The organism is Corallococcus sp. AS-1-6 (assembly GCF_020037015.1).
Taxonomy (GTDB): Bacteria; Myxococcota; Myxococcia; order Myxococcales; family Myxococcaceae; genus Corallococcus.
In genome coordinates, this window is the sequence record NZ_JAIQDE010000007.1 from 88237 (window position 1) to 108005 (window position 19769).

General features: G+C 70.7%; 19 protein-coding genes. 5 read left to right on the forward strand and 14 right to left on the reverse strand.

The window, feature by feature from the left end:
* Positions 1–18: 18 nt before the first annotated feature.
* The 5 genes from K8612_RS11910 to K8612_RS11930 form a co-directional block, all read right to left on the reverse strand.
* Positions 19–1614 (reverse strand): aromatic amino acid hydroxylase, encoded by a 1596-nt coding sequence (locus K8612_RS11910; protein ID WP_223762503.1) that lies wholly within the window; start codon positions 1612–1614, stop codon positions 19–21.
* A gap of 93 nt (positions 1615–1707) precedes the next feature.
* Complete coding sequence (locus tag K8612_RS11915; protein ID WP_223741366.1) at positions 1708–2628, reverse strand: LysR family transcriptional regulator; 921 nt, start codon at positions 2626–2628, stop codon at positions 1708–1710.
* A gap of 15 nt (positions 2629–2643) precedes the next feature.
* Complete coding sequence (locus K8612_RS11920) at positions 2644–3465, reverse strand: NAD(P)-dependent oxidoreductase (RefSeq protein ID WP_223762354.1); 822 nt, start codon at positions 3463–3465, stop codon at positions 2644–2646.
* Positions 3466–3561: 96 nt separating this feature from the next.
* A complete protein-coding gene (locus tag K8612_RS11925) occupies positions 3562–5850 on the reverse strand; it encodes a kelch repeat-containing protein (protein ID WP_223762355.1) in 2289 nt (762 codons plus the stop codon).
* 216 nt (positions 5851–6066) lie between these two features.
* Positions 6067–6957 (reverse strand): hypothetical protein, encoded by an 891-nt coding sequence (locus K8612_RS11930; protein WP_223762356.1) that lies wholly within the window; start codon positions 6955–6957, stop codon positions 6067–6069.
* 147 nt (positions 6958–7104) lie between these two features.
* Between K8612_RS11930 and K8612_RS11935 the strand changes: the two genes are divergently transcribed.
* Positions 7105–9777, forward strand: a complete 2673-nt coding sequence (locus tag K8612_RS11935; protein WP_223762357.1) for a M1 family metallopeptidase — start codon at positions 7105–7107, stop codon at positions 9775–9777.
* 18 nt (positions 9778–9795) lie between these two features.
* Here K8612_RS11935 and K8612_RS11940 read toward each other — a convergent pair whose 3' ends face one another.
* From K8612_RS11940 to K8612_RS11950, 3 genes are all read right to left on the reverse strand, one after another.
* Positions 9796–10191: a hypothetical protein gene (locus K8612_RS11940; protein WP_223741371.1), complete on the reverse strand. Its 396-nt coding sequence runs from the start codon at positions 10189–10191 to the stop codon at positions 9796–9798.
* Positions 10192–10274: 83 nt separating this feature from the next.
* Positions 10275–10619 carry an antibiotic biosynthesis monooxygenase gene (locus K8612_RS11945; protein WP_223741372.1) on the reverse strand — a complete coding sequence of 115 codons (345 nt, stop codon included), beginning with the start codon at positions 10617–10619 and terminating at the stop codon, positions 10275–10277.
* A complete protein-coding gene (locus K8612_RS11950) occupies positions 10616–11737 on the reverse strand; it encodes a cytochrome P450 (protein WP_223762358.1) in 1122 nt (373 codons plus the stop codon). The genes K8612_RS11945 and K8612_RS11950 overlap by 4 nt, the downstream gene beginning before the upstream one ends.
* Before the next feature lie 63 nt (positions 11738–11800).
* Here K8612_RS11950 and K8612_RS11955 point away from each other — a divergent pair, with 63 nt between their 5' ends.
* Entirely contained in the window at positions 11801–12484 is a 684-nt protein-coding gene (locus K8612_RS11955; protein WP_223762359.1) for a helix-turn-helix transcriptional regulator, read from the forward strand.
* Here the strand turns inward: K8612_RS11955 and proC are convergent.
* Positions 12466–13317 (reverse strand): pyrroline-5-carboxylate reductase, encoded by an 852-nt coding sequence (gene proC / locus K8612_RS11960; RefSeq protein WP_223762360.1) that lies wholly within the window; start codon positions 13315–13317, stop codon positions 12466–12468. The two genes, K8612_RS11955 and proC, sit on opposite strands and share 19 nt — an antisense overlap.
* A gap of 56 nt (positions 13318–13373) precedes the next feature.
* Positions 13374–14150 carry a YdiY family protein gene (locus tag K8612_RS11965; RefSeq protein ID WP_223741376.1) on the reverse strand — a complete coding sequence of 259 codons (777 nt, stop codon included), beginning with the start codon at positions 14148–14150 and terminating at the stop codon, positions 13374–13376.
* Positions 14151–14280: 130 nt separating this feature from the next.
* On the opposite strand from K8612_RS11965, the gene K8612_RS11970 reads away from it, so the two are divergent.
* Both K8612_RS11970 and K8612_RS11975 read left to right on the forward strand, forming a co-directional pair.
* On the forward strand, positions 14281–15168 hold the full coding sequence (locus tag K8612_RS11970; protein ID WP_223762361.1) for a PhzF family phenazine biosynthesis protein: 888 nt from the start codon (positions 14281–14283) through the stop codon (positions 15166–15168).
* A 163-nt stretch (positions 15169–15331) separates the two neighbouring features.
* A complete protein-coding gene (locus K8612_RS11975) occupies positions 15332–15997 on the forward strand; it encodes an Hsp20/alpha crystallin family protein (RefSeq protein ID WP_223762362.1) in 666 nt (221 codons plus the stop codon).
* Between the two features lie 19 nt (positions 15998–16016).
* Here the strand turns inward: K8612_RS11975 and K8612_RS11980 are convergent, their stop codons facing one another.
* Genes K8612_RS11980 through K8612_RS39530 form a run of 3 tightly spaced genes read right to left on the reverse strand, consistent with a single transcriptional unit; the run spans position 16017 to position 17808 of the window.
* The gene (locus K8612_RS11980; protein ID WP_223762363.1) at positions 16017–16712 is read right to left on the reverse strand and encodes a hypothetical protein; all 696 of its coding nucleotides are present in this window, start codon (positions 16710–16712) and stop codon (positions 16017–16019) included.
* Positions 16709–17134, reverse strand: a complete 426-nt coding sequence (locus K8612_RS11985; RefSeq protein WP_223762364.1) for a hypothetical protein — start codon at positions 17132–17134, stop codon at positions 16709–16711. Before K8612_RS11985 ends, K8612_RS11980 begins: the two co-directional genes overlap by 4 nt.
* On the reverse strand, positions 17131–17808 hold the full coding sequence (locus K8612_RS39530) for a Fic family protein (RefSeq protein WP_223762365.1): 678 nt from the start codon (positions 17806–17808) through the stop codon (positions 17131–17133). Before K8612_RS39530 ends, K8612_RS11985 begins: the two co-directional genes overlap by 4 nt.
* Before the next feature lie 158 nt (positions 17809–17966).
* Between K8612_RS39530 and K8612_RS11995 the strand changes: the two genes are divergently transcribed.
* Positions 17967–18887: a diacylglycerol kinase family protein gene (locus K8612_RS11995; protein ID WP_223741382.1), complete on the forward strand. Its 921-nt coding sequence runs from the start codon at positions 17967–17969 to the stop codon at positions 18885–18887.
* On the opposite strand, the gene K8612_RS12000 is transcribed toward K8612_RS11995, so the two are convergent.
* A complete protein-coding gene (locus K8612_RS12000) occupies positions 18877–19767 on the reverse strand; it encodes a protein-glutamate O-methyltransferase CheR (RefSeq protein WP_223762366.1) in 891 nt (296 codons plus the stop codon). The genes K8612_RS11995 and K8612_RS12000 overlap by 11 nt on opposite strands.
* Positions 19768–19769: the final 2 nt, after the last annotated feature.

The window sequence follows — 19769 nt, forward strand, 5'->3', positions numbered from 1 at the left end:
CCTTCGAAGCGCCGGGCCCTACGCGTGCGCCGCCTCGCGCCGGGAGGGCGCCTCGCCGCGCAGCTCCGCGACCTCCGCGCGCAAGAGCCAGTCGGAGGGGAAGTCCGTGCTCGCCCGGGCGATCTGCTCCAGCCGCTCGGGGGCCAGTTGCCCCGTCTCGCGGATGCGGCGCACCTCCGTGTAGAGGGCGGCCAGCGACGGGGGCAGGGCCTGCGCCTTGCGCTCGCGCGCCTGGGCCTCGCCGTCGCCCGCGGTGAAGGCGTCCAGCTCCCCGAACCACTCGTCCCACGTGCCCGGGTCGGCGGGGCCGCCCGCCACGGACGGCAGCCGCTCCGTCAGGTACAGGCGCGCCATGGACGGCAGCGTCAGCTCGCGGCCGGCCAGCGTGCCACGCAGGGCAATCACCTCGCCGCCGCCCACCGCGAAGCCCTCCAGCACCAGCCCGCTGTCGAGCGCGAGCTGGAAGTTCCCGCGCTCCGGCATCGCGCCCTGGCCAAAGGCGACCAGCGCCGCGCCGCTGAACGGCTTGTCCACGGCGTGGCCGTTCACGGACGTGAGGATGGGGCCCTCCAGCCGGGCCAGCGCGGTGGACAGGCCGGGGGCCACGTCCTTCGCGGCGGGCAGCAGCTCCACCACCTTGCCCGTCACCTCGCGGCCATCCGCGAGCACCAGGTGGTTGACCGTGCGCGCGCGCAGGGCCTCGTTCAGGCCGTGGTCCCCGCCGCGCTTCCACGCGAGCGTGGACTCGAACTCGGCCAGGACCTCGAAGAGGTGCTCGAAGTCGCGCGCCACGAAGAGCTGCGGCTGCATGCGGGTGATGTCGTAGTCCGTGTCCGCGCACGCCACGCCCAGGGGCAGCTTGTGCACGGCGGACGTCAGGCAGTGCCGGGCCTCGCCGATGCTGGACAGCAGGCCCGCGCCGTAGATGCGCGGGTGCTTCAGGTCGCCAATCAGCCCGTACTCCGCGGTCCACCAGTACAGGCGGCTCGCGCGGGTGCTCTCGCTGATGTAGCGGTGGCTGGCGTTGGCGGCCTCCAGGCGGGCCTGGGCGTGGGCGATCTCCTCTTCCGTCGCCGTGGGGTCCTCCTTCACCACGGAGAGGTTGCGGATGGCCTCGAAGACGGCCTGGTCCTCCACGCTGGCGATGGCCTTGAAGCCCACCAGCCCCACGGCCTTGAGGTACTGCGCATAGCGCGCGTTCGCGATGATGGGCGCGTGGCCCGCGCTCTCATGGACGATGTCCGGCGCGGGCGTGTACTGGATGTGCTCGTGCGTGCGGATGTCCGCCGCGATGGCGAGCACGCCCAGCGCCTGGAGCTCCGTGAAGACGGCCGGCGGGATGAAGCCGCGCACCGCCACGCAGGCCCAGCCCAGCTTGGACAGCTTCTCGTTCATCTCGTCCAGGCTGGGGATGGCCTCCGCGCCAATGCCCGTGGCCTCCAGGCCCTCCAGGTAGACGGGGTGCGCCTTGTCGCTCAGGTGCTCCCGCAACTGCCCCAGGATGTGCCGCCACACCGCCTGATCCCTGGGCGTGTACGCCGCGTAGTCCTGGCTCACCACGTAGCGGCGCAGGTGGGCGGGAAGGCGGGCAATGGTCCTCTCCGTGGGCGTCATCGCGAGCGGCTCCTTCAAGAGAAACAGGACCCCTGAAGAATACGCACCGGACTGCAAGACGGAAATCCGGCAGAATTCGACGTCTTCGTCGGATTATCGCCGTTTGTTCAGGCGGCGACGCAGCCCGTCAAGGATGGATTGGACGGCGGGGCTGAGGCCGCCGGAGGGCCAGACGGCCACGACCTCCACGACCTGGGGCTCCTGTTCGCGCAGGGGCCAGACGTGGAGGTCCGAGGGGAACGGCTGGGTGGGGCGCACGTCCGGGGCGATGGTGCACGCCTTGTAGGCGCGCAGCAGCTCGTAGAGGTGGAGGAAGCTCTCCACGCGGCCCACCTCCGTGACGGAGACGCCGTGCGCGGCGAAGCGCGCGCTGTTGGCGCCGCCGTAGGGGTCGTCCCGCAGCCAGTCCACGAAGCGCTGGTCCTGGAGGTCCTTCACGTCCAGGGAGCGGCGCGAGGCGTGCGTCCGGGCGAGCGCGGAGTCCGGGCCCGCGATGACGACGAAGGACATGCGCAGCAGGGACTCGGTGTCCACGCCCTCGTGCGGAGGGAGCGGGGTGAAGTCGAGCGCCAGGTCCTGCTGCCGCGTCTGCACCTGCCGCATGAGCTCGTGCGAGCCGCCGAAGCCCACCACCAGCTTGAGGTCGGCGGCGGCGGCGTCCTGCGCGATGCCGCCCAGCAGCGACATGGACAGCGTGGGGTTGAGGCCCAGGCGCAGGGTGGGCTCCACGCGGGCCAGGTCCATCAGCCGCTTCACGTCCAGTTGGTGCAGCGGCGTCTGGGTGCCCGCGTAGAGGCGCTCTCCTCGCGCGGACAGTTGCAGGCGCCGGCCGGGCCCCCGCTCCAGCAGGGCGGCGCCATCCGCGAGCGCTTCTTCCAGGGCGCGGATGTGCTCGCTCACGACGGAGCGGGCGACGCCCAGGTGCTCCGCGGCGGCTTCGATGCTGCCGGCCTCCACGGCGGCGGTGAAGGACTCGAGCCAGACCAGGTGTCGCTGGAGCTTGCGCGGGGGCATGGGGCCAAAGGCGCGCTAGAGGAAGAAGTCGGGCAGCAGCTCCGCGCCGGGGACGGACTGGTACGCGTCGAAGTTGGTGACGCCGGCGGCGCGCAGGACTTCCTCGTCGATGCAGAAGTTCCCGGTGAAGGAGCGGCTGGGCTTGGTGAGGATGGCGTACGCGGCGTCCGCCATGATCTCCGGCTTGCGGCTGCCCTTGATGGTGTCGTCGCCGCCCAGCAGGTTCTGTACGGCGGCGGTGGCGATGACGGTGCGGGGCCACAGCGTGTTGACGGCGATGCCGTCGTCCTTGAGCTCCTCCGCCATGCCCAGGGCGCACAGGCTCATGCCGTACTTCGCGATGGTGTAGGCCACGTGGGGGCCGAACCAGCGGGGCTCCATGTTGAGCGGCGGCGAGTTGTTGAGGATGTGCGGGTTGGAGGACTTCTTGAGGTACGGGATGCACGCCTGCGAGCACGCGAAGGTGCCGCGCGTGTTGATGCCGTGCATCAGGTCGAAGCGCTTGAGCGGCGTGTCCAGGGTGCCGGTGAGGCTGATGGCGCTGGCGTTGTTCACCAGGATGTCGATGCCGCCGAAGGTCTCCACGGCCTTGGCGACAGCGGCGTGGATCTGCGCCTCGTCGCGGATGTCCACCACGCAGGGGAGCGCCTTGCCGCCGGCCTCTTCAATCTCCTTCGCCGCCGAGTAGATGGTGCCGGGCAGCTTGGGGTGCGGGTCCGTCGTCTTCGCGGCGATGACGATGTTGGCGCCGTCGCGGGCCGCGCGCAGCGCGATGGCCTTGCCGATGCCGCGGCTGGCGCCGGTGATGAAGAGGGTCTTGCCTTGGAGGTTGGACATGGGCCGCATCCTCGCTCAATCGCGCGGCGCCGCAATGCCCTGAGCGGCCGGACCGGGGTGGATCCGGCCGCTGTTCAACGGAGTCTCAGGGGGACTTCAGGGGCTCGCGGGCGTGTAGACGAGCACGGCGCTGACGCTCGCAGGGGTGTCCCGGTCCCAACCGCCGATGAAGAGCACCTTGCCGTCGGGCAGCACGGTGGTGGCCATCAGGTAGCGGTTGGACGCCATGCTGGTGGAGAACGAGGACGTGCCGGTCGCCAGGTCGAAGAGCTCCGTCGTCAGGCCCACCGTGGAGTTGCCCCCCGCGAGCAACAGCCGCCCGGAGTTCAACTGGACCAGCGAGGCGTTGGCGCGCTCGTAGGTGAAGTGGCCCAGCGTGGCCTGCACGTTCAGCACCGGGTCGTATGTCGCGACCAGCGTCCCGTCCACCAGCACGAGCTTGCCGGATGGCTGGAGGAAGGCGTCCGTGAAGGTCCGCGTCGTCAGGCCGGTGGCGACGCTCCAGGTGTTGTTGGACGGATCGTAGAACTCCGACGGCAGGTTGCCGCCCACGGTGAGCACCTTGCCCGTCGGCAGCAGCACCGCGCGGTGGTTGGACCGGGCGTAGGTCGGGCTCGCCACGGGCAGCCAGGTGTTCGTGGAGGGGTCATAGAGTTCGGTGGCGCGGTTGCTGACGGTGTCCCCCGTGGTGACGCCGCCGATGACCAGGACCTTGCCGTTGGGCAGCAGCGTCGAGGTGTGTGCGCCGCGCGCGAAGGCCATCTGCGGGCCGGCCGTCCAGGTGTTGGTCGCGGGGTCGTAGAACTCCACGGCGCGCAGCGGCGTGGTGGCCGGGTACGCCGCGAAGCCGCCCGTGACCATGACCTTGCCAGACGGCAGCAGGATCACCGCGGGGTTGTAGCGCGCGGTCCCCAGCGTTCCAGCGGAAGACCAGGTCCCCGCCGCCGGATCGTAGAACTCCGCCGTGCCCAGGACGGGGTTGGAGGTCACCGACCCGCCGAAGGCGAGGATCTTCCCGGAGGCCAGGGGGATGACGCTCGCGCCGAAGCGGCGCTGCGTCAGGCTGGCCGTGAGGTCCCACCGGGCGACCGTCGTGGGCGGCGTGCACGACGGGGCGTTCTGCACCGCGACGGTGAAGGCCTGGGACGCGGAGAAGCCCTGGGCGTTGGTGACGGTGGCGGTGATGGTCGCGTTCCCGCCGGTGGGCGCGCAGGTGGGGGCCTTCCAGGAGACCTCGCTGGAGGTGAAGCCGGACGTGGGCGTCGCGAGCGTGCCCGTGCTCGAGGCCCAGTTGAAGGTGAGGGCGCCGCCGTTGCCGTCCTCGGCGAGGACGCGGAACGTCACGGCGCTGTCGCCCATCACGGACGCGCTGCTCTGGTGCGCGAGGACGATGCGCGGCGGGACGTTGGCGCTCGCGCCTTCACCCACGCAGATGCGCAGGGTGCCCTGCGTCTGGCCGCCCTTCGGGTCCTTCACGGTGACGGTGAGCGCGCAGTTGCCGCACGCGTCGCCCGCGGGAATGGCGGTCGGGGTGAAGGAGGCGATGTTGGAGGTGTCATCCGTCCAGGTGCCCGCGCAGGACGCGGCCCACTGGTAGGTCAGCGCGTCGCCGTCCGGATCCGTCACGTCCGCGGTGACGGTGGTGCTCTGGCCCACGGGCACGGGGGACCGGGACGCGGTGACGCGGGTGACCGCGGGGGAGATGTTGAACGTGACGGACACCTCGGCGGTGCCGGCCGTGGTGCCGCCGTCCTTGGAGACGACGGTGATGTCGATGCGGATGGTCGCCGTGGCGCCGCGCGAGTCGGTGACCGTCAGCGTCAGCGCGTACACGCCCGGCGTCGCGGGCGCGGTCCAGGTCGTCGACGTGAGCGTGGGCGAACCGAAGGTGCCATCCGCCGCCGTCCAGGCGTACGTGAGGGAGTCGGACGCATCCGGATCATGCGCGGTGGCCTGGAGGGAGATGGTGCCCCCGGGGAGGACGGTGCTCGCCGAGGCCACGAGCGAGTCGATGCACGGGGCCGAGTTGTCGAACGGGCCCGGGACATCCAGCGCCTGGAGGGTGATGGCCACGATGGAGGTCGTGCCCGCGGTGATGGTGACGTCCGAGGCCACGCCCCGGTAGCGCAGGGCGCCGTCCGCGGCGAAGGCCTCCGCGGTGAAGGTGCGCTGGGGACCGGCGGGCACCTGGTACATGGTGCCGCTCCACCCATCCGTCCCCCGGGTGAGCACGGTGGTGGCGGAAGGCACGCCGGAGGCCGTCAGGGTGACGGTCACGCGGGTGATCTCATCGCCCGCGAGCGCCTGGGGCACCGCGCTGACGAACCGGACGTTGCCGGTCTCCCGCTCCGGTTCGCCCCCCGTGTCGCAGGCCGTGACAGACATGACTGCGCTGATCAATGCGCAAAGCAGAACGCGAGACAGGGTGGCTTGTCGACGCATCGCACCTTCCTGGAGGAATGAGTGGAAGGTGCGATCTATCAGGTCGGGAGGATGAAGACAGACATGTTGTGAGGGGTTGCGGTGTCTATCCAAACCCGAACGGGTCTGTGAGTACCCTGCGGAGAGGAGCCGCGTGGGCTCCCCTCGTCCCTGCGGGGGCTACTGGGTGATGCAGGTGACGGTTTCGATCATCGTCACGTTGGAGTTGCCGGTGGTGTTCCAGCTACCGACGCCGTTCGTGCCCACGATGTACGTGTACGCGGTGCCGCGGATGGCGGTGGTGAAGCTGCTCACGTCGACGTGGCCCTGGTCCAGGCAGAAGCGGCGGGCGGTCGCCGCCGGGGTGCTGAAGTTGCCGGTGGGGTAGTTGGGCTGGATGGTGCCGATCTGGTAGCCGTTCACCTTCGGCGTCGCGTAGGTGAGGACCGGCGCGTTGAAGCAGGTGATGGTCTCCAGCATGGTCACGTTGGAGTTGCCGGTGGTGTTCCAGGCGCCGACGCCGTTCGTTCCGACGATGTACGTGTACGCGGAGCCCCGGATGGCGGTGGTGAAGGTGCGAGCGCCGGTGTGGCCCTGGTCCAGGCAGAAGCGGCGGGCGGTGTCGGCGGGCGTGCTGTAATTGCCGGTCGGGTAGTTGGGCTGGATGGTGCCGACCTGGTAGCCGTTGACGGTGGGCGTCGTGTACGTGACGTCAGAGCTGGAATTGAAGCAGATGATGCTTTCAATCATCGTCACGTTGGAGTTGCCGGTCGTGTTCCAGGGGCCCACGCCGTTCGTGCCGACGATGTACGTATACGCGGAGCCCCGGATGGCGGTGGTGAAGCTTTGCGCGCCGCTGTGGCCCTGGTCCTGACAGAAGCGGCGGGCCGTGTCGGCGGCGCTGCTGAAGTTCCCGGTGGGCTGGTTGGGCAGGTAGGTGCCAATCTGATAGCCATTGACCGTGGGCGTCACATAGGTCTGGTAGGTGTCGGCATTGGCTGACGACGCGAAGCCCACGACGAGAAGCAGGGACACGAAGAGGGTGGGGAGACCACTGCTGCGACGAAACATGTTTTTCCTCGGCTTGTGGCTGATGCGGGGGAAGCAGGACCGTAGCGGCTCCCGGGGTTGAGCGCACTGGAGACATTTCGGGACTGTGATGGGCGTTTCGTCGCGAAGACCGCCAGTGGACGTTGTTTGGTCTACGCTGCGGCCCTCATGCGACTGCTTCCACTCCTTGTGTTGGTGGTGTTGACCGTCCGCTGTGCCCACGCGCCGACTGCCTCCGCTCCGCCCACCGTCTCCTGGCCGGAGGCCCTGCCTCCCGCGCTGCGGTTGCCGGACACAGTGCGGCCCGTGCACTACGCGCTGGACCTGAAGCTCGTGCCCTCGGAGGACGTCTACCCGGGCAGCGTCACCATCGACGTGGAGGTCCGTGAGCCTGTTCGCCAGGTGTGGCTGCATGCTCAGGACGTGGAGGTGACGCGGGCTCACGTCACCGTGGGGAGCCGCACTTTCGACGCGAAGCCTGTCACCGCGCCTGAGGGACGTCTGGGATTGCTCCTGCCGGAGGAGTTGCCCGTTGGGAAGGCCCAGCTCGTGCTCGACTTCACCGGCAAGGTGGACCGCGAGCGCAGCCAGGGCATCTATGGCGTGGAGGAGGGCGGTGAGCCGTACCTCTACACGTTCTTCGAGCCCATCGACGCGCGTCGCGCCTTCCCTTGCTTCGACGAGCCGACGTTCAAGGTTCCGTGGCGCCTGCGCTTCACCGTGAAGGCCGGACACGTGGCGCTGGCCAATCATCCCGTCGTGTCCCGTGAGCCCCTGGCGGACGGCCTGGAGCGCGTCACCTTCGCGGAGAGCAAGCCGATGCCCAGCTACCTCGTGGCCTTCATGGTGGGGCCCTTCGACGTGGTGGAGGCCGGCACCGTGGGACGCACGAACGTGCCGCTGCGCTTCGTCGTCCCCAAGGGCCGGGGCTCGGAGACGCGCTACGCCGCGAGCATCACGCCTCGCATCGTGAAGGGTCTGGAGGACTTCTTCGACCAGCCGTATCCCTACGAGAAGCTCGATGTCGCGGTCGTGCCCCGGTACTGGGGCACCATGGAGCACCCCGGCCTCGTCGCGCTCGGGCAGCCGCTCACGCTCATTCCCCCCGGAGAGGAGACGCTGGCCCGCCGCAAGTCGTACGCCGTCATCGCCAACCATGAGCTGGGTCACTACTGGTTCGGTGACGTCGTCACCTGCTCCTGGTGGAACGACATCTGGCTGAATGAGTCCTTCACCGCGTGGCTGGACCGCCAGACGGTGGACCGGCTGGAGCCGTCCTGGGACTACCAGCAGGAGCGCGCCATGTCCGCGACCCGCTCCGCCCTGGCGTCGGATGAGCTGGCGTCGGCGCTGCCCGTGCGCAAGCCGGTGGAGAGCAATGACGACATCGTGGGCTCGTTCGACAACGGGACGACCTATGACAAGGGCTCGTCCGTCATCGCCATGTACGAGGCCTGGCTGGGACCGGAGCGCTTCCGCGACATCCTCCGGGGCTATGTCCGCAAGCACGCCTGGAAGGTCGCGACGATGGAGGACTTCCTCGCGGACCTCTCCCAGGCGGCGGGGCCGGAGGTGACGCAGTCCTTCGGCGGGTTCATCGAGCGGAGCGGGGCGCCTCGGATCACCGCGCGGCTGTCGTGCCCGGCGGGCGGCGCTCCGTCCGTGACGCTGTCGCAGGAGCGCTACCTTCCCCTGGGCTCCAAGGCGGACTCGAAGCAGGAATGGCAGGTGCCCGTGTGTCTTCGCGTGGGCACGGGCGCGCAGTCGTCGCGGGTGTGCTCGATGGTGCAGGGACCTTCGACGGAGGTCGCGCTGCCCACGAAGCAGTGCCCGGCGTGGGTGCTCCTCAACGCGGGCGGCGCGGGTTACTACCGCAGCGGGTACACCCGCGAGCAGTTGGCGAAGCTGCTCGCGACTCCGGCCGCCGCCTTCACTCCCGCGGAGCAGGTGGCGCTCTGGGCGGATGTGGACGCGGCGGTGGTCCGGGGCGACCTGCCGCTGGGCGAGGCGCTGAAGGCGGTGCCTGCCTCCGCGAAATCGACGAACCGGCTCGTGGTGCAGAGCGGCGCCACGCTGCTGGAACTCGTGCGCCTGGAGCAGCTCACGCCCGAGGAGCGCCAGCGCTTCCGCGCGTGGGTGGCGTCGCTCTACTCGGCGCGCGCCCAGGCCATGGGCTGGGTGCCGAAGCCGGGCGAGGACGACTCCGTGAAGGACTCACGCTCCCTGTTCCTCCGGCTGGCCGGCGGTCTGGGGGATGATCCGCGACTGGTGAAGGAGGCGCTGCCCCTGGTGCGCGCCTGGCTGGCGGACCGGAAGTCGGTGGATCCGGAGGCGTTCGGTGCCGCGCTGCCCCGCGCGGCGACGCACGGCGACGCGGCGCTGTTCGACGCGCTGCTGGAGGCGGCGAAGAAGGAGCAGGACCGCACCGAGCGTTCCCGGCTGCTGACGTCCCTGGCGTACTTCCGGAACTCGGAGCTGCTGTGGCGGGCGCTGGGGCTCGTGGTGTCGCCGGACTTCGACGTGCGGGACTCGCAGGTCATCCTCCGGATGGCGTTGATGTCGCCGGAGTCGCAGTCGCTGGCGTGGGACTTCTATCAGGCGCACTTCGATGCGCTGACCCAGCGGCTGCGTTCGGATGAGCTGGGCCGGCTGATTGGCCAGACGGGGAGCCTCTGCGATGACATCCACCTGACGCAGGTGGAGACGTTCTTCGCGTCCCGCGTGGACAGGATTGAAGGGGGGCCGCGCGCGCTCGCCCGGGCCCTGGAGTCCATCCGCCTGTGCATCGAGTCCCAGAAGCTCCAGTCCCCGAGCGTCAAGGCGTTCCTCCGCGCCCGGTGAGCCCGCGGGCCTGAAGCCTCACGGACCGTAGGGACACAACTGCATCGTCTCCGCGATGGGCGGGCGGCAGAGTTGCAGGAGCTGTGTCTCGTCCAGGAACGACGAGGCCCGCGCCTTGAGGAAGCAGGACGCGGGATCGTCCTCGGGCTGTGCGTACTGGCAGAGCTGGAGCGCCTGGGGGTCGGAGAGGAAGGCTTTCTCCTGGACCCGGTGGAAGCACCGCGCCGGGGTGTCGGAACGGGCACCCTGGCAGAGCTGCGCCGCGACGGTCTCCGTCACCGAGCCGCCCTGGCGCGCCGCTTCGAAGCAGGAGTATTGCGGCGCACCTTCGAGCGGTTCCAGTTGCGCCGCCGCTGGAAGCCCGAGCAGCGCGGCAGCCAGCCCCCAGACACCTCTCCAATGGCCTCGCTTCATCGTTCACCCCTCACAGAAGGTGGGGGAGTCATGGCCCTCGTGGGAGGGACGGGCCGGAAGACAGCCGCCGTGCGCCGGCCGCTTCAGCCGTGCACGGTGCGACTGTCGGCGGGCACGGCCGCCCGGTCCTCCAGGCCGTAATCCCTCACGACGTGCGCCACCCGCAGGCGGTAGTCGCTGAACACGCCTCCCCGGCCTTCGCGCTGGGCTTCACGGTGGGCCTCCTTGCGCCGCCACTCCGCCACCGCTGCCTCGTCGCGCCAGTAGGAAAGGGACAGCAGCTTGCCCGGTGCGCTGAGGCTCTGGAACCGCTCGATGGAGATGAAGCCGTCGATGTCCGCGAGCAGAGGCCGCAGCTCCGCCGCGAGGTCCAGGTACCGCTGCCGATGCGACTCGTGTGTCCAGACCTCGAAGATGACAGCGATCATTCCAGTCCTCCCAGGACGCGGGTGTTGGTCGAAGCACGCCAGGTGACGGGGCCCGCCAGGGGTGACAGGTCCAGGCCGCTCGCGAGCACGCGCTCCGCCGCCGCCGTGGTCATCGCCGTCGCGAGCAAGGCCCCGGGGCAGCCATGCGAGCCCAGGCCGAAGGTGAAGGTCTGACGCCCCTCGCGCCGTGGCAGGAAGGCATCGGGCTGGGGGTTGTCGCGCGGATCCCGGTTCGCGGCGGCGAGCACGACGACCACGGTCTCGCCGGCCTCCAGCGGCTGACCCGCGACGGTCGCCGCGGCGTGGGTGAAGCGTCGCGTGTTCTGGACCGGAGCGTCGTGGCGGGCCGCCTCCTGGACCACGTCGCCCACCGTGCACGCGCCTTGTGAAAGCGGTTCACGCAGCTCGGGCATGCGAGCGAAGGCCCGCAGCGTCGCGCTCAAAAGCCCGGCCGTCGCTTCATACGCCTGGGTGAGCAGGCCCACGGCATTGGGGATGCGCAGCTCGTCCGGGCCCTGGCCTTCCATGAGCCGGGCCGTGAACGCGGTCCTCGCGGTGGACTGGAAACAGGCCGCCACGCGTTCGTTCAGCCTGGCCACACCCTCTCTACCCACAGGGGGCCCGGCGACCGAGCGGACATAGGCATCCACGTCCCGCACGGCTGCCTCCAGCGTGTCTTCCGGGAAGCCCAGCAGCGAGCCCAGCACGAACACGGGGAACTGGAGGGCGGCGTCCGGCAGCCGTGACAGCGAGGGCGTCGCGAACAGGCGCTCCGCCCAGCGGCGGCTCTCCGCTTCGACCTCCCGCTGCGCCTCCAGCAGCGCGCGTGAGAGCGTCTGCTTCACGGCGGGGTAGGGGCCTCCGTCGTTCATCCGCACCAGCCGTCCAAAGAGCGCGCCTCCGGTGGTGCCCACCAGATGCGACGGCACCGGCTCCGACCGTGGCCGGACCCGGCAGTGCTCGCTCGTGAGCACCGCGCGGACGGTGGCCGCGTCCGCCGCGATCCATGGCCCGAAGCCGGGGACGCGGTGCAGTCCGCCCCGGGCTCGGAGCGTCGCGTAATAGGGGTACGGGTCGGGGTGGGTGACGGCCTGATAGGGGTCGGTGGGCGGTGTCATCGGTCCTCGTTGCCCGGCACTCTGCTGCCATCGACGTGTCGGCGTGCTAGGAAATGGTTCGTCATGGACCGAACGATGAATGCAGGACCGGACCTCACGACGCTGGCCTCGGCCGTGGGGGACGCCACGCGGATCCGGATGCTGGAGCTGCTCATGGAGGGCCGGGCGCTCGTCGCGAAGGAACTCGCGTTCGGCACGGGCGTCAGCCCCGCCACGGCGACCGCGCACCTCCAGCGGTTGGAGCAGGCCCGGCTGGTCCGCGCCACCCGGCAGGGGCGCAACAAGGTGTTCCGGATCGCCACGCCCACCGTGGCGCGGATGGTGGAAGCGCTGATGACCGTGGCGGTCCGGGGACCCCGTGCGTCAGCGACTCCGGAACCCCTGCGGGCCGCGCGCTACTGCTACGACCATCTGGCGGGCCGGCTGGGCATGGGCATCACCGATGCGCTCCTGCGGGCCGGGCACCTTGCCCTTCGCAAGCGCGCGCTCGCGCTCACGCCGAGCGGCGAGGCGTGGTTCCAGGAGTTCGGCATCGACCTGGCGCCCGTGCGCGAGCAGCGGCGCCACTTCGCCCACCGTTGCCTGGACTGGAGCGAGCGGCGCGACCACCTCGCGGGGGCGCTGGGCGCGGCGCTCGCCGCCCGGGTGTTCTCATTGGGGTGGGTGGAGCGTCAGCCCGACTCTCGCGGCCTCATCGTCACGCCGGGAGGCCAGCGCGGACTCAAGCGTCACTTCGGCGTGCTGTAGGCCGCGGCGTTCGCGTCCGCGCGCTCACGGGTGCGCTGGATGGCGACGGAGACCGCTTCACCCACGACGCGCGGGAGGCCATGGGCGTCCATTGCGGTGAGCCCCGCCTCTGTGATGCCTCCCGGGGTCGCTATCTCCGTGATGAGCCGAGGGGTGGTGGCGCCGGGTTCGGCCAGCAGCTTCGCCGCTCCAATGAGCGTCTCCTTCGCGAGCACCGCCGCTTCCGCCGCGTCCATCCCGTGCGCCATCGCGGCCTGGGCCAGGGTCTCCACGAAGCGGAAGACATACGCGGGGCCCGTGCCGCACACGCCCGTGCAGACCGTGAGCGCTTCCTCGGTCATCCACAGCGGCCGTCCCGTCGCGGCGAAGAGGGACTCGGCGGCCTGCCTCGCGGTCTCCGTCGCCCGGGTCCCGGCCGTCAGGGGCGTCACGCCCGCTCCCACGCGCACGGGGGTATGGGGCAGGGCGCGGATGACCGAGACGCTGGAGGGCAACGCCGCTTCCAACTGAGCGATTCGCACATCCGCGGAGAGCGACACCACGGTCTGCCCCGGTTCCAGGGCCGGCGAGATGACCGCCATCAGGTCCCGCAGTTGTGCCTGCCGCACCGCCAGCAGGATCACCCCGGCGCCCCGCACCGCCCGCGCGTTGTCCAGGAGGACGTCCACGCCATGCCGGGAGCGCAGCTCCTCTCCGCGCTCGGGCCGGCGCACCGTGACGCGAAGGTCCGACGGACGCACGTGGCCAGAGCGCAGCAGTCCCAGGATGAGGGCTTCGGCGATCTTGCCGCCTCCCAGGAGCACGACGGGGGCGGGGATGGGATGGGACGCCATGGCTGAAGCCTACCCTCAAGCGGGCCGCCCGGGGCCGTGCTCGCCCGCTGCGGACCTCAAAGCTTCACACCCACCGTGGTGCGCAGTTGCGTGTCCAGCGGCGGCACCGTCGCGGGCGGCGCGCTGTCGTAGGTGAGGTTGAAGCCGATGCCCACCGTGACGCGGGGATTGGGCGTCACCGCGAAGAGCGTCTCGTTGAGCACGCGCAGGTCGGAGGGGCGGGTGACTCGCGGCTGGAAGTAGACCGTCTCCACGAGGTGGATGTTCTCCATCAGCTTCACCCGGCCCAGCAGGTAGCTGGAGACGCGCGGGTCCGTGTAGCGGTCTCCCGCGTCCACCTCGCCGTCGTTGCGCAGCCGTTCGTACTCGAACATCAGCGCCACCCCGAAGGTGAGCCCCAGCTTGTCCTCGTTGAGCAGGAGGAAGCGTGGACCCGCGCCCAGCAGGGCCCGGAACTGGAGCCGGCGGAACTCGTTGTATTCGTGCTGGGCGAAGACTTCTCCCGAGACCCAATCCGAGAACTGGCGCCGGTAGCGCACGTGCTCCAGCACCTGGCTGACGATGCGCTCGCCACTGGCGAAGGAATACTCACCCCGGATGACGCCCAGCCAGACGTCGCGCTCGGAGCGCACCTGGCCCACCAGGGAGCCGCGGATGGAGAACAGCTCCGTGCTGCCCGTGCGCCAGTCGCCGCCCAGCTCGATGGCCGCGGCGGGCCCCAGCTCCGCCTTCTCGTCGAAGAGCGCCTGGACGTTGACGATCTGTGCCGCCGCGCCGCTCGCGTGGAGCAACACCCCCAGCACCACCCACCGGCCTGCCTTCAGGAGATCCATGCCTCCTTGCTGTGCCTGCTCGGGCGCTCCCGTTCAACCCTGTTGTGGGGCCTCCGGCGCTTGACGCCAACGGGGGAGCGGAGCATGCCTGCAGGGTTTCCAGGCCCCTTGCCCTGTCCGGAGCGCGCCCATGCAGGTCCACATCATCGATGCCTTCACTCGCACCGCGGGTGCGGGAAACCGCGCGGGCGTGGTGCTCGACGCCTCGGCGCTGGATGTCCCCACGATGCAGCGGACCGCCGCGGCCGTGAGCGCGTCGGAGACCGCGTTCCTCCTGTCCCGGCCCGGCGACGCCACCGTGCGCCTGCGCTACTTCACGCCCGTGGATGAGATTCCGTTCTGCGGCCACGCCACGGTGGCCACCTTCCACCTGCTCGCGGAGAAGGGGCTCCTGCGCGGCCCGGGGACGTACACGCTGGAGTGCCCCGGCGGGACGTTCGGCATCGAGCTGGAGCCTCGGGGGGCGCACGGGACGCGGGTGTGGATCACCACGCCTCCACCGCCCATGCAGCCGAACCCCGTGGAGCTGGAGGCGCTGATGGCCACGCTGGGGGGGACGGCGGCGCAGGTGGATCCGTCGCTGCCGGTGATCCGCCAGGGCCACCGGCTGGTGGTGCCCCTCCGGCGGCTCGCGGACCTGGAGGCCCTGACGCCGCGAGGCGCGGCGATGAACGCGCTGCTGATGCCGCACGGCCTGCGCGGCGTCTACCTCTTCACCCGCGAAGCGAAGGAGGAGGGGAGCGTGGCCCAGGCGCGCTACTTCGTCCCGGGCTTCGGCATCCTGGAGGACCCCGTGACGGGCTCCGCCGCGGGACCGCTCGCGGCCTGGCTCGCCGAGCACGGGAGCCTTCGCCTCCCCGAGCACGGCGGCACGGTGTCGAGCCGCATCGAACAGGGCGACACGCTCGGCAAGCCGGGCCGCATCGACATCCAGGTTACCGGCCGGCCAGGCCACATCGAGCGCGCCCGCGTCGGCGGCGTGGCCCTCACCGTGATGGACGCCACGCTGCTCGCGTAGCGAGGCCGCCGCGAATGACGCCCCCGGGGCCCGGCGGCCTGGCGGCCCTTGATGGCCCCGCCGCGCGCCTCCACGTTTGGGGTTGGGATGCTTCCATCCCCGCTTGAGTGACCGGTGCGGTCCGGCGGCCGGGCGCCAGCCGGCTCCACCGGGGGAGGACGTCATGGCAACGGACAACAGGAATGCAGGCGCGCAGGAGGGGTCCTCCTCGCCCGCCGTGAAGAACGCCCAGGCCGACGCGCCGAGCGCCACGTCTCAGGGACAGGCCCCCAGGACGGGCGCTGGCATCGCCCGCCGCGAGTCCCAGGCCCCCGCCATCAGCAGGGAGGCCGCACCCCTGAGCCCGTTCGGGCTGCTGCGCCGGGTGATGGAGGACATGGACCAGCTCTTCATGGGCTTCGGAGGACGGGGCCTCGCTGCCCGGAGCGACGTGCTGGACGAGGGCCTCTGGTCACCGCAGATGGACGTGGTGGAGCGGAACGGGAACCTCATCGTGAAGGCCGACCTGCCGGGGATGAAGCTGGAGGACATCCACGTCGAGCTGCTGAATGACCTGCTCATCATCGAAGGCGAACGCACCTTCGAGCTGGAGGAGGAAGAGGAGGCCGAAGGCGTCTGGAGCCTGGAGCGCAGCAGCGGTCTGTTCCGCCGCGCCATTCCGCTTCCGGAAGGCATCGACACGGAGTCGGTCCATGCGAACTTCGAGAACGGCGTCCTGGAGATCTCCCTGAAGCTCCCGGTGACGGTGCCCCAGGGCAAGCGCATCGAGGTGAAGGGAGGCTCGCGCGAGCAGGCCCGCCGGCTGACGCGCGGGAAGCCCATCCACTGAGGGTGAGGCGCCTTCCGGGTCAATGCGTGTGCCGGCGGCCCTCGTCCTCCACGACGGCCGCCGCCACCTGCTCCGCCGAACCGCGCAGCTCCTCGGTGGACGGCGAGTGCCAGGACTCGAAGGCGAACAGCTTCCGCATCAGCTTCCCGGCCTGATAGCCCGGGCGCAGCCCGATGGCGTCGAACATCCAGGCCAGCGCCTCGTCCGCGAAGGTGGACCAGGACTCCTCGCAGCCCGTGGCGTCCATGGTGAGGTTCATCGTGGTGACGATTGCATCCGCCAGGGCCAGCGTGCGGATGTCATTGTCGTCAGGGCCCGAGGGCAGGTCCCGCTTCAGCGCCTGGAAGTGGGCATCCAGCTTGAACAGCCATTCGCGCGACCGCTCCAGCGCGTCGAGGATGAGCTGGATGTTGTATTCCACGCTCATGTTCGGGGTGGGCTTCTGTCTGAAGAAGCGGTGGCACCAGCAGTAGCCGCCGAAGCTCTCATTGCCCAGAGACAGCCCCGTCTCCGTGTACCAGGGCCCCAGGTTCTGTTGGAGCATCCGCTGGAGGTGTTTCGCCATCGTGTCGTGCTGCTCGTCCGTGAGCTTGCGCGTCCCCGGGGGCACACGCGGCGTCAGGTATTCGCGCAGCATCCGGAGGAGCTTCTCCGGCTCATACCCATCCAGGCTGTCGCGGATGCGCCGCCAGTGCCCCAGGGCCGGTCTGCTCATACGGCCACCTCCGCCACCCGCGCCGCCGCGTCCCGGAGGGCCCTGTCGCCGGCCGCCGCGTCGAGCTGACGGCGCGAGGCCTGATACACGCCGTCCAGCGCGGCCAGCATGAGCTGGATGTCCTCATCCACATCCATCGTCCGGTGTGGCGGGTTCTGGTTGAAGAACGAGTGACACCAGCAATAGCCCCCCAGCACTTCATTGCCCAGGGGCAGGCCGCTCTCGAGGTACCAGGGCCCCAGCTCGGCCTGGAGCAGGTCCTGCACGGCGTTCTTCGCCTGCTTGAGCCGGCTGGCGTGGATGCTTCCGGTCCGCAAGGGAGCCAGGGCCTCCCTCAGCCGGGACGCCAGCGATTGCGATGAGTAGGCATCCAGGCTGTCGTGGATGCGGCGCCACGTGAAGGCCGACGCGTTGTTGTTCATTCGGGCACCTCGTTGCGGCACGGGGCGTCCGGCCCCGCGATGGTCCGGGCCAGCAGCCTCGCCAGCCGCGTGTAGTTCGCCGCGTCTCCCGGACGCTTGGGCCACAGCACCACGGGCGCCAGCGGCGGCGTGGGCAGCCGGCCCCGGCGCAGCATGTATTCCAGCCACAGCCGCGCCGCGCGGGCGTTGCCGTCCGGGAAGGGGTGGAAGAAACACAGGTCCAGGTACAACCGCGTGGCATGTGCCACCGGGTGGCGCTCCTCCCGCGCGTCCGCCTCCACCTTGTCGCGGAAGGCGGCCTCCAGGCCGGGCCCGTGCGCGTAGCGGTGGGCGCCCCCTCGCGCGAAGGCGTCCCCGGTGCGGAAGCCCGTGGGTCCGCCCAGAAGCTCCGACTGAACTTCCACCATCCGGGGGAAGGTCAGCGGCTCGCCCGCGTCCGCGAGCCGCCGCACCCGGGCCAGGGCCCGCTCGAAGCGCTCCGTGCGCGCCGGCCCCTGGACTTCATGGGCCGGTGCGTCATGCCGGTGCAGGAAGTCCTCCTGGGCGCCCGTCTCCCGGAAGGGCTGCCGCGCCGCCGCCGCCAGGTCCGCCCGGAGCGCGGGCAGCGCCCAGTCCAGGGCGCGCGTGGCCTCCCGGTGGGGCGCGAGCTGCTCGGTGGCGGACGGGGCCTTCACTCGGGGTCCAGGGCAAAAGGGGGGGGCGGGGAGCCCAGCATGGACGGGGCCGGGTGACAAACACCCCGGGCGATGTGGCCCTCCCGTGGGTCACGGAGTGGAGCCCCGGCGCACAATTGCGTAAACAGGCCGTTCTGGCAGCAGGGAGAAGGCACTGAATGAAGACGTTCCTCGTGGTCAACCCGCGCAGCGCCAACGGGCAGACGGGGAAGCGATGGGTGGAGATCTCCGCGCAGGTGGGCAAGGTGCTCGGTGACTTCGGGTACGGCTTCACCAGCGGCGGCATGGATGCGGCGCGTCTGGCGCGGCAGGCCATCGATGACGGTTATGAATGCATCGTCGCGGTGGGCGGCGACGGCACCCTCAACGAGGTCACCAACGGCTTCTTCCGCGACGGGCAGGTCATCAACCCCCGGGCCACGCTGGGGCTGTTGCCCCGAGGCACCGGCGGCGACTTCCGCCGCACCTTCGGGTGGGACCTGGAGCTGACGTCCGCGCTGGAGCGGCTGCGCACGGAGACGACGGAGCCCTTCGACGTGGGGCGGCTGGAGTTCACCGACAACGACGGCAAGCCGGCCTCGCGCTTCTTCGCCAACATCGCCTCGTTCGGCGTGAGCGCGGTGGTGGCCCGCGAGGTGAACCAGGGCAGCAAGGCGCTGGGCGGCCACCTGAGCTTCATGTGGGGCACCGTGAAGGGGCTCCTGAAGTACCAGGAGCAGCAGGTGCGCCTCACGGTGGACGGCGGCGAGCCGGAGACGGTGAGCGTCACCGCGGTGGCCGTGGCCAACGGCCGCTACTTCGGCAGCGGCATGTTCGTGGCGCCGGAGGCGGTGACGCACGACGGCCTCTTCGACGTCACCATCTGGTCCAACTACGGCCTGTCCGACTTCGTCCTCAAGTCCAAGGGCGTCTACAACGGCGACCACGTCACCTGGAAGGGCACGCGGCGGCTGCGCTGCCGCACGCTCCACGCGGAGGCGCTGACGGGCGACGTGTTCCTGGACGTGGACGGCGAGACGCCGGGCCGGCTGCCCTGCACCATGACGCTCCTGCCGGGCGCCATCCGCCTCAAGGTGTAGCGCCGGAGCGGGGCGCTCGCGGCGCGTCCGCCACGGACGCGCCGGCGCCGGGCGAGGCGGGCGTGGGGCGGTACCAGCTCGTCTGGCCAATCAGGTGCCGCGTGAAGCCGTCCTCCACCAGGGGCGAGGACTCCGCGGCGCCCAGCACCAGGTAGCCGTCCGCGTGGAGCATCCGCCGCACGCGGGCGAGCACCGCGCGCCGGGTGGGCACGTCCCAGTAGATCATCACGTTGCGCAGGAACACGAGGTCCACGGGCGCCTCCAGCGGGAAGTCGTCCATCAGGTTGAGCGGCCGGAACTCCACCGGCCTGCGCACGTGCTCGTTCAGGCGCCACCCGTCGCGCTCCTGGCGGAAGTAGCGCTGGCGCAGCTCGGGCGTCAGGCCCCGGTGGATCTCCTTCGCGTCGTAGCGGGCCTCGCTGGCCCGCACGAGCGCGCGGGTGCTGAAGTCGGTGGCGAGGATGCGCACGGTCCAGCCGGTGATGAGCAGCCCGGCCTCGGCCAGGGTCATCGCGATGCTGTAGGGCTCCTGACCGTAGGCGCACGCCGCGCACCAGACGCGCAGCGTCCGCGTGCGGACGCGCTTCGCCAGCAGGCCCGGCAGCACGGTGGCGCGCAGGGCCTCGAAGACGGGCGCGTCGCGGAAGAAGGCCGTCTCGTGGTTGGCCAGCGCCTCCGCCAGCCGCTGGTGCAACGGACTTCCCTCCGGTTGCGTGCGCAGCCGCGCGACCAGGGCGGAGAGGTCCGGCAGCCGCTCCTCGCGCATGAGGGGCGTGAGCCGCGTCTCCACCAGCGCGTACGTGTCGGGCTCCAGCACGAGCCCGGAGCGGCGCAGCACGCGCTGCCGCAGGTACGCGAAGTCGTCGGGAAGCAGGGACATGC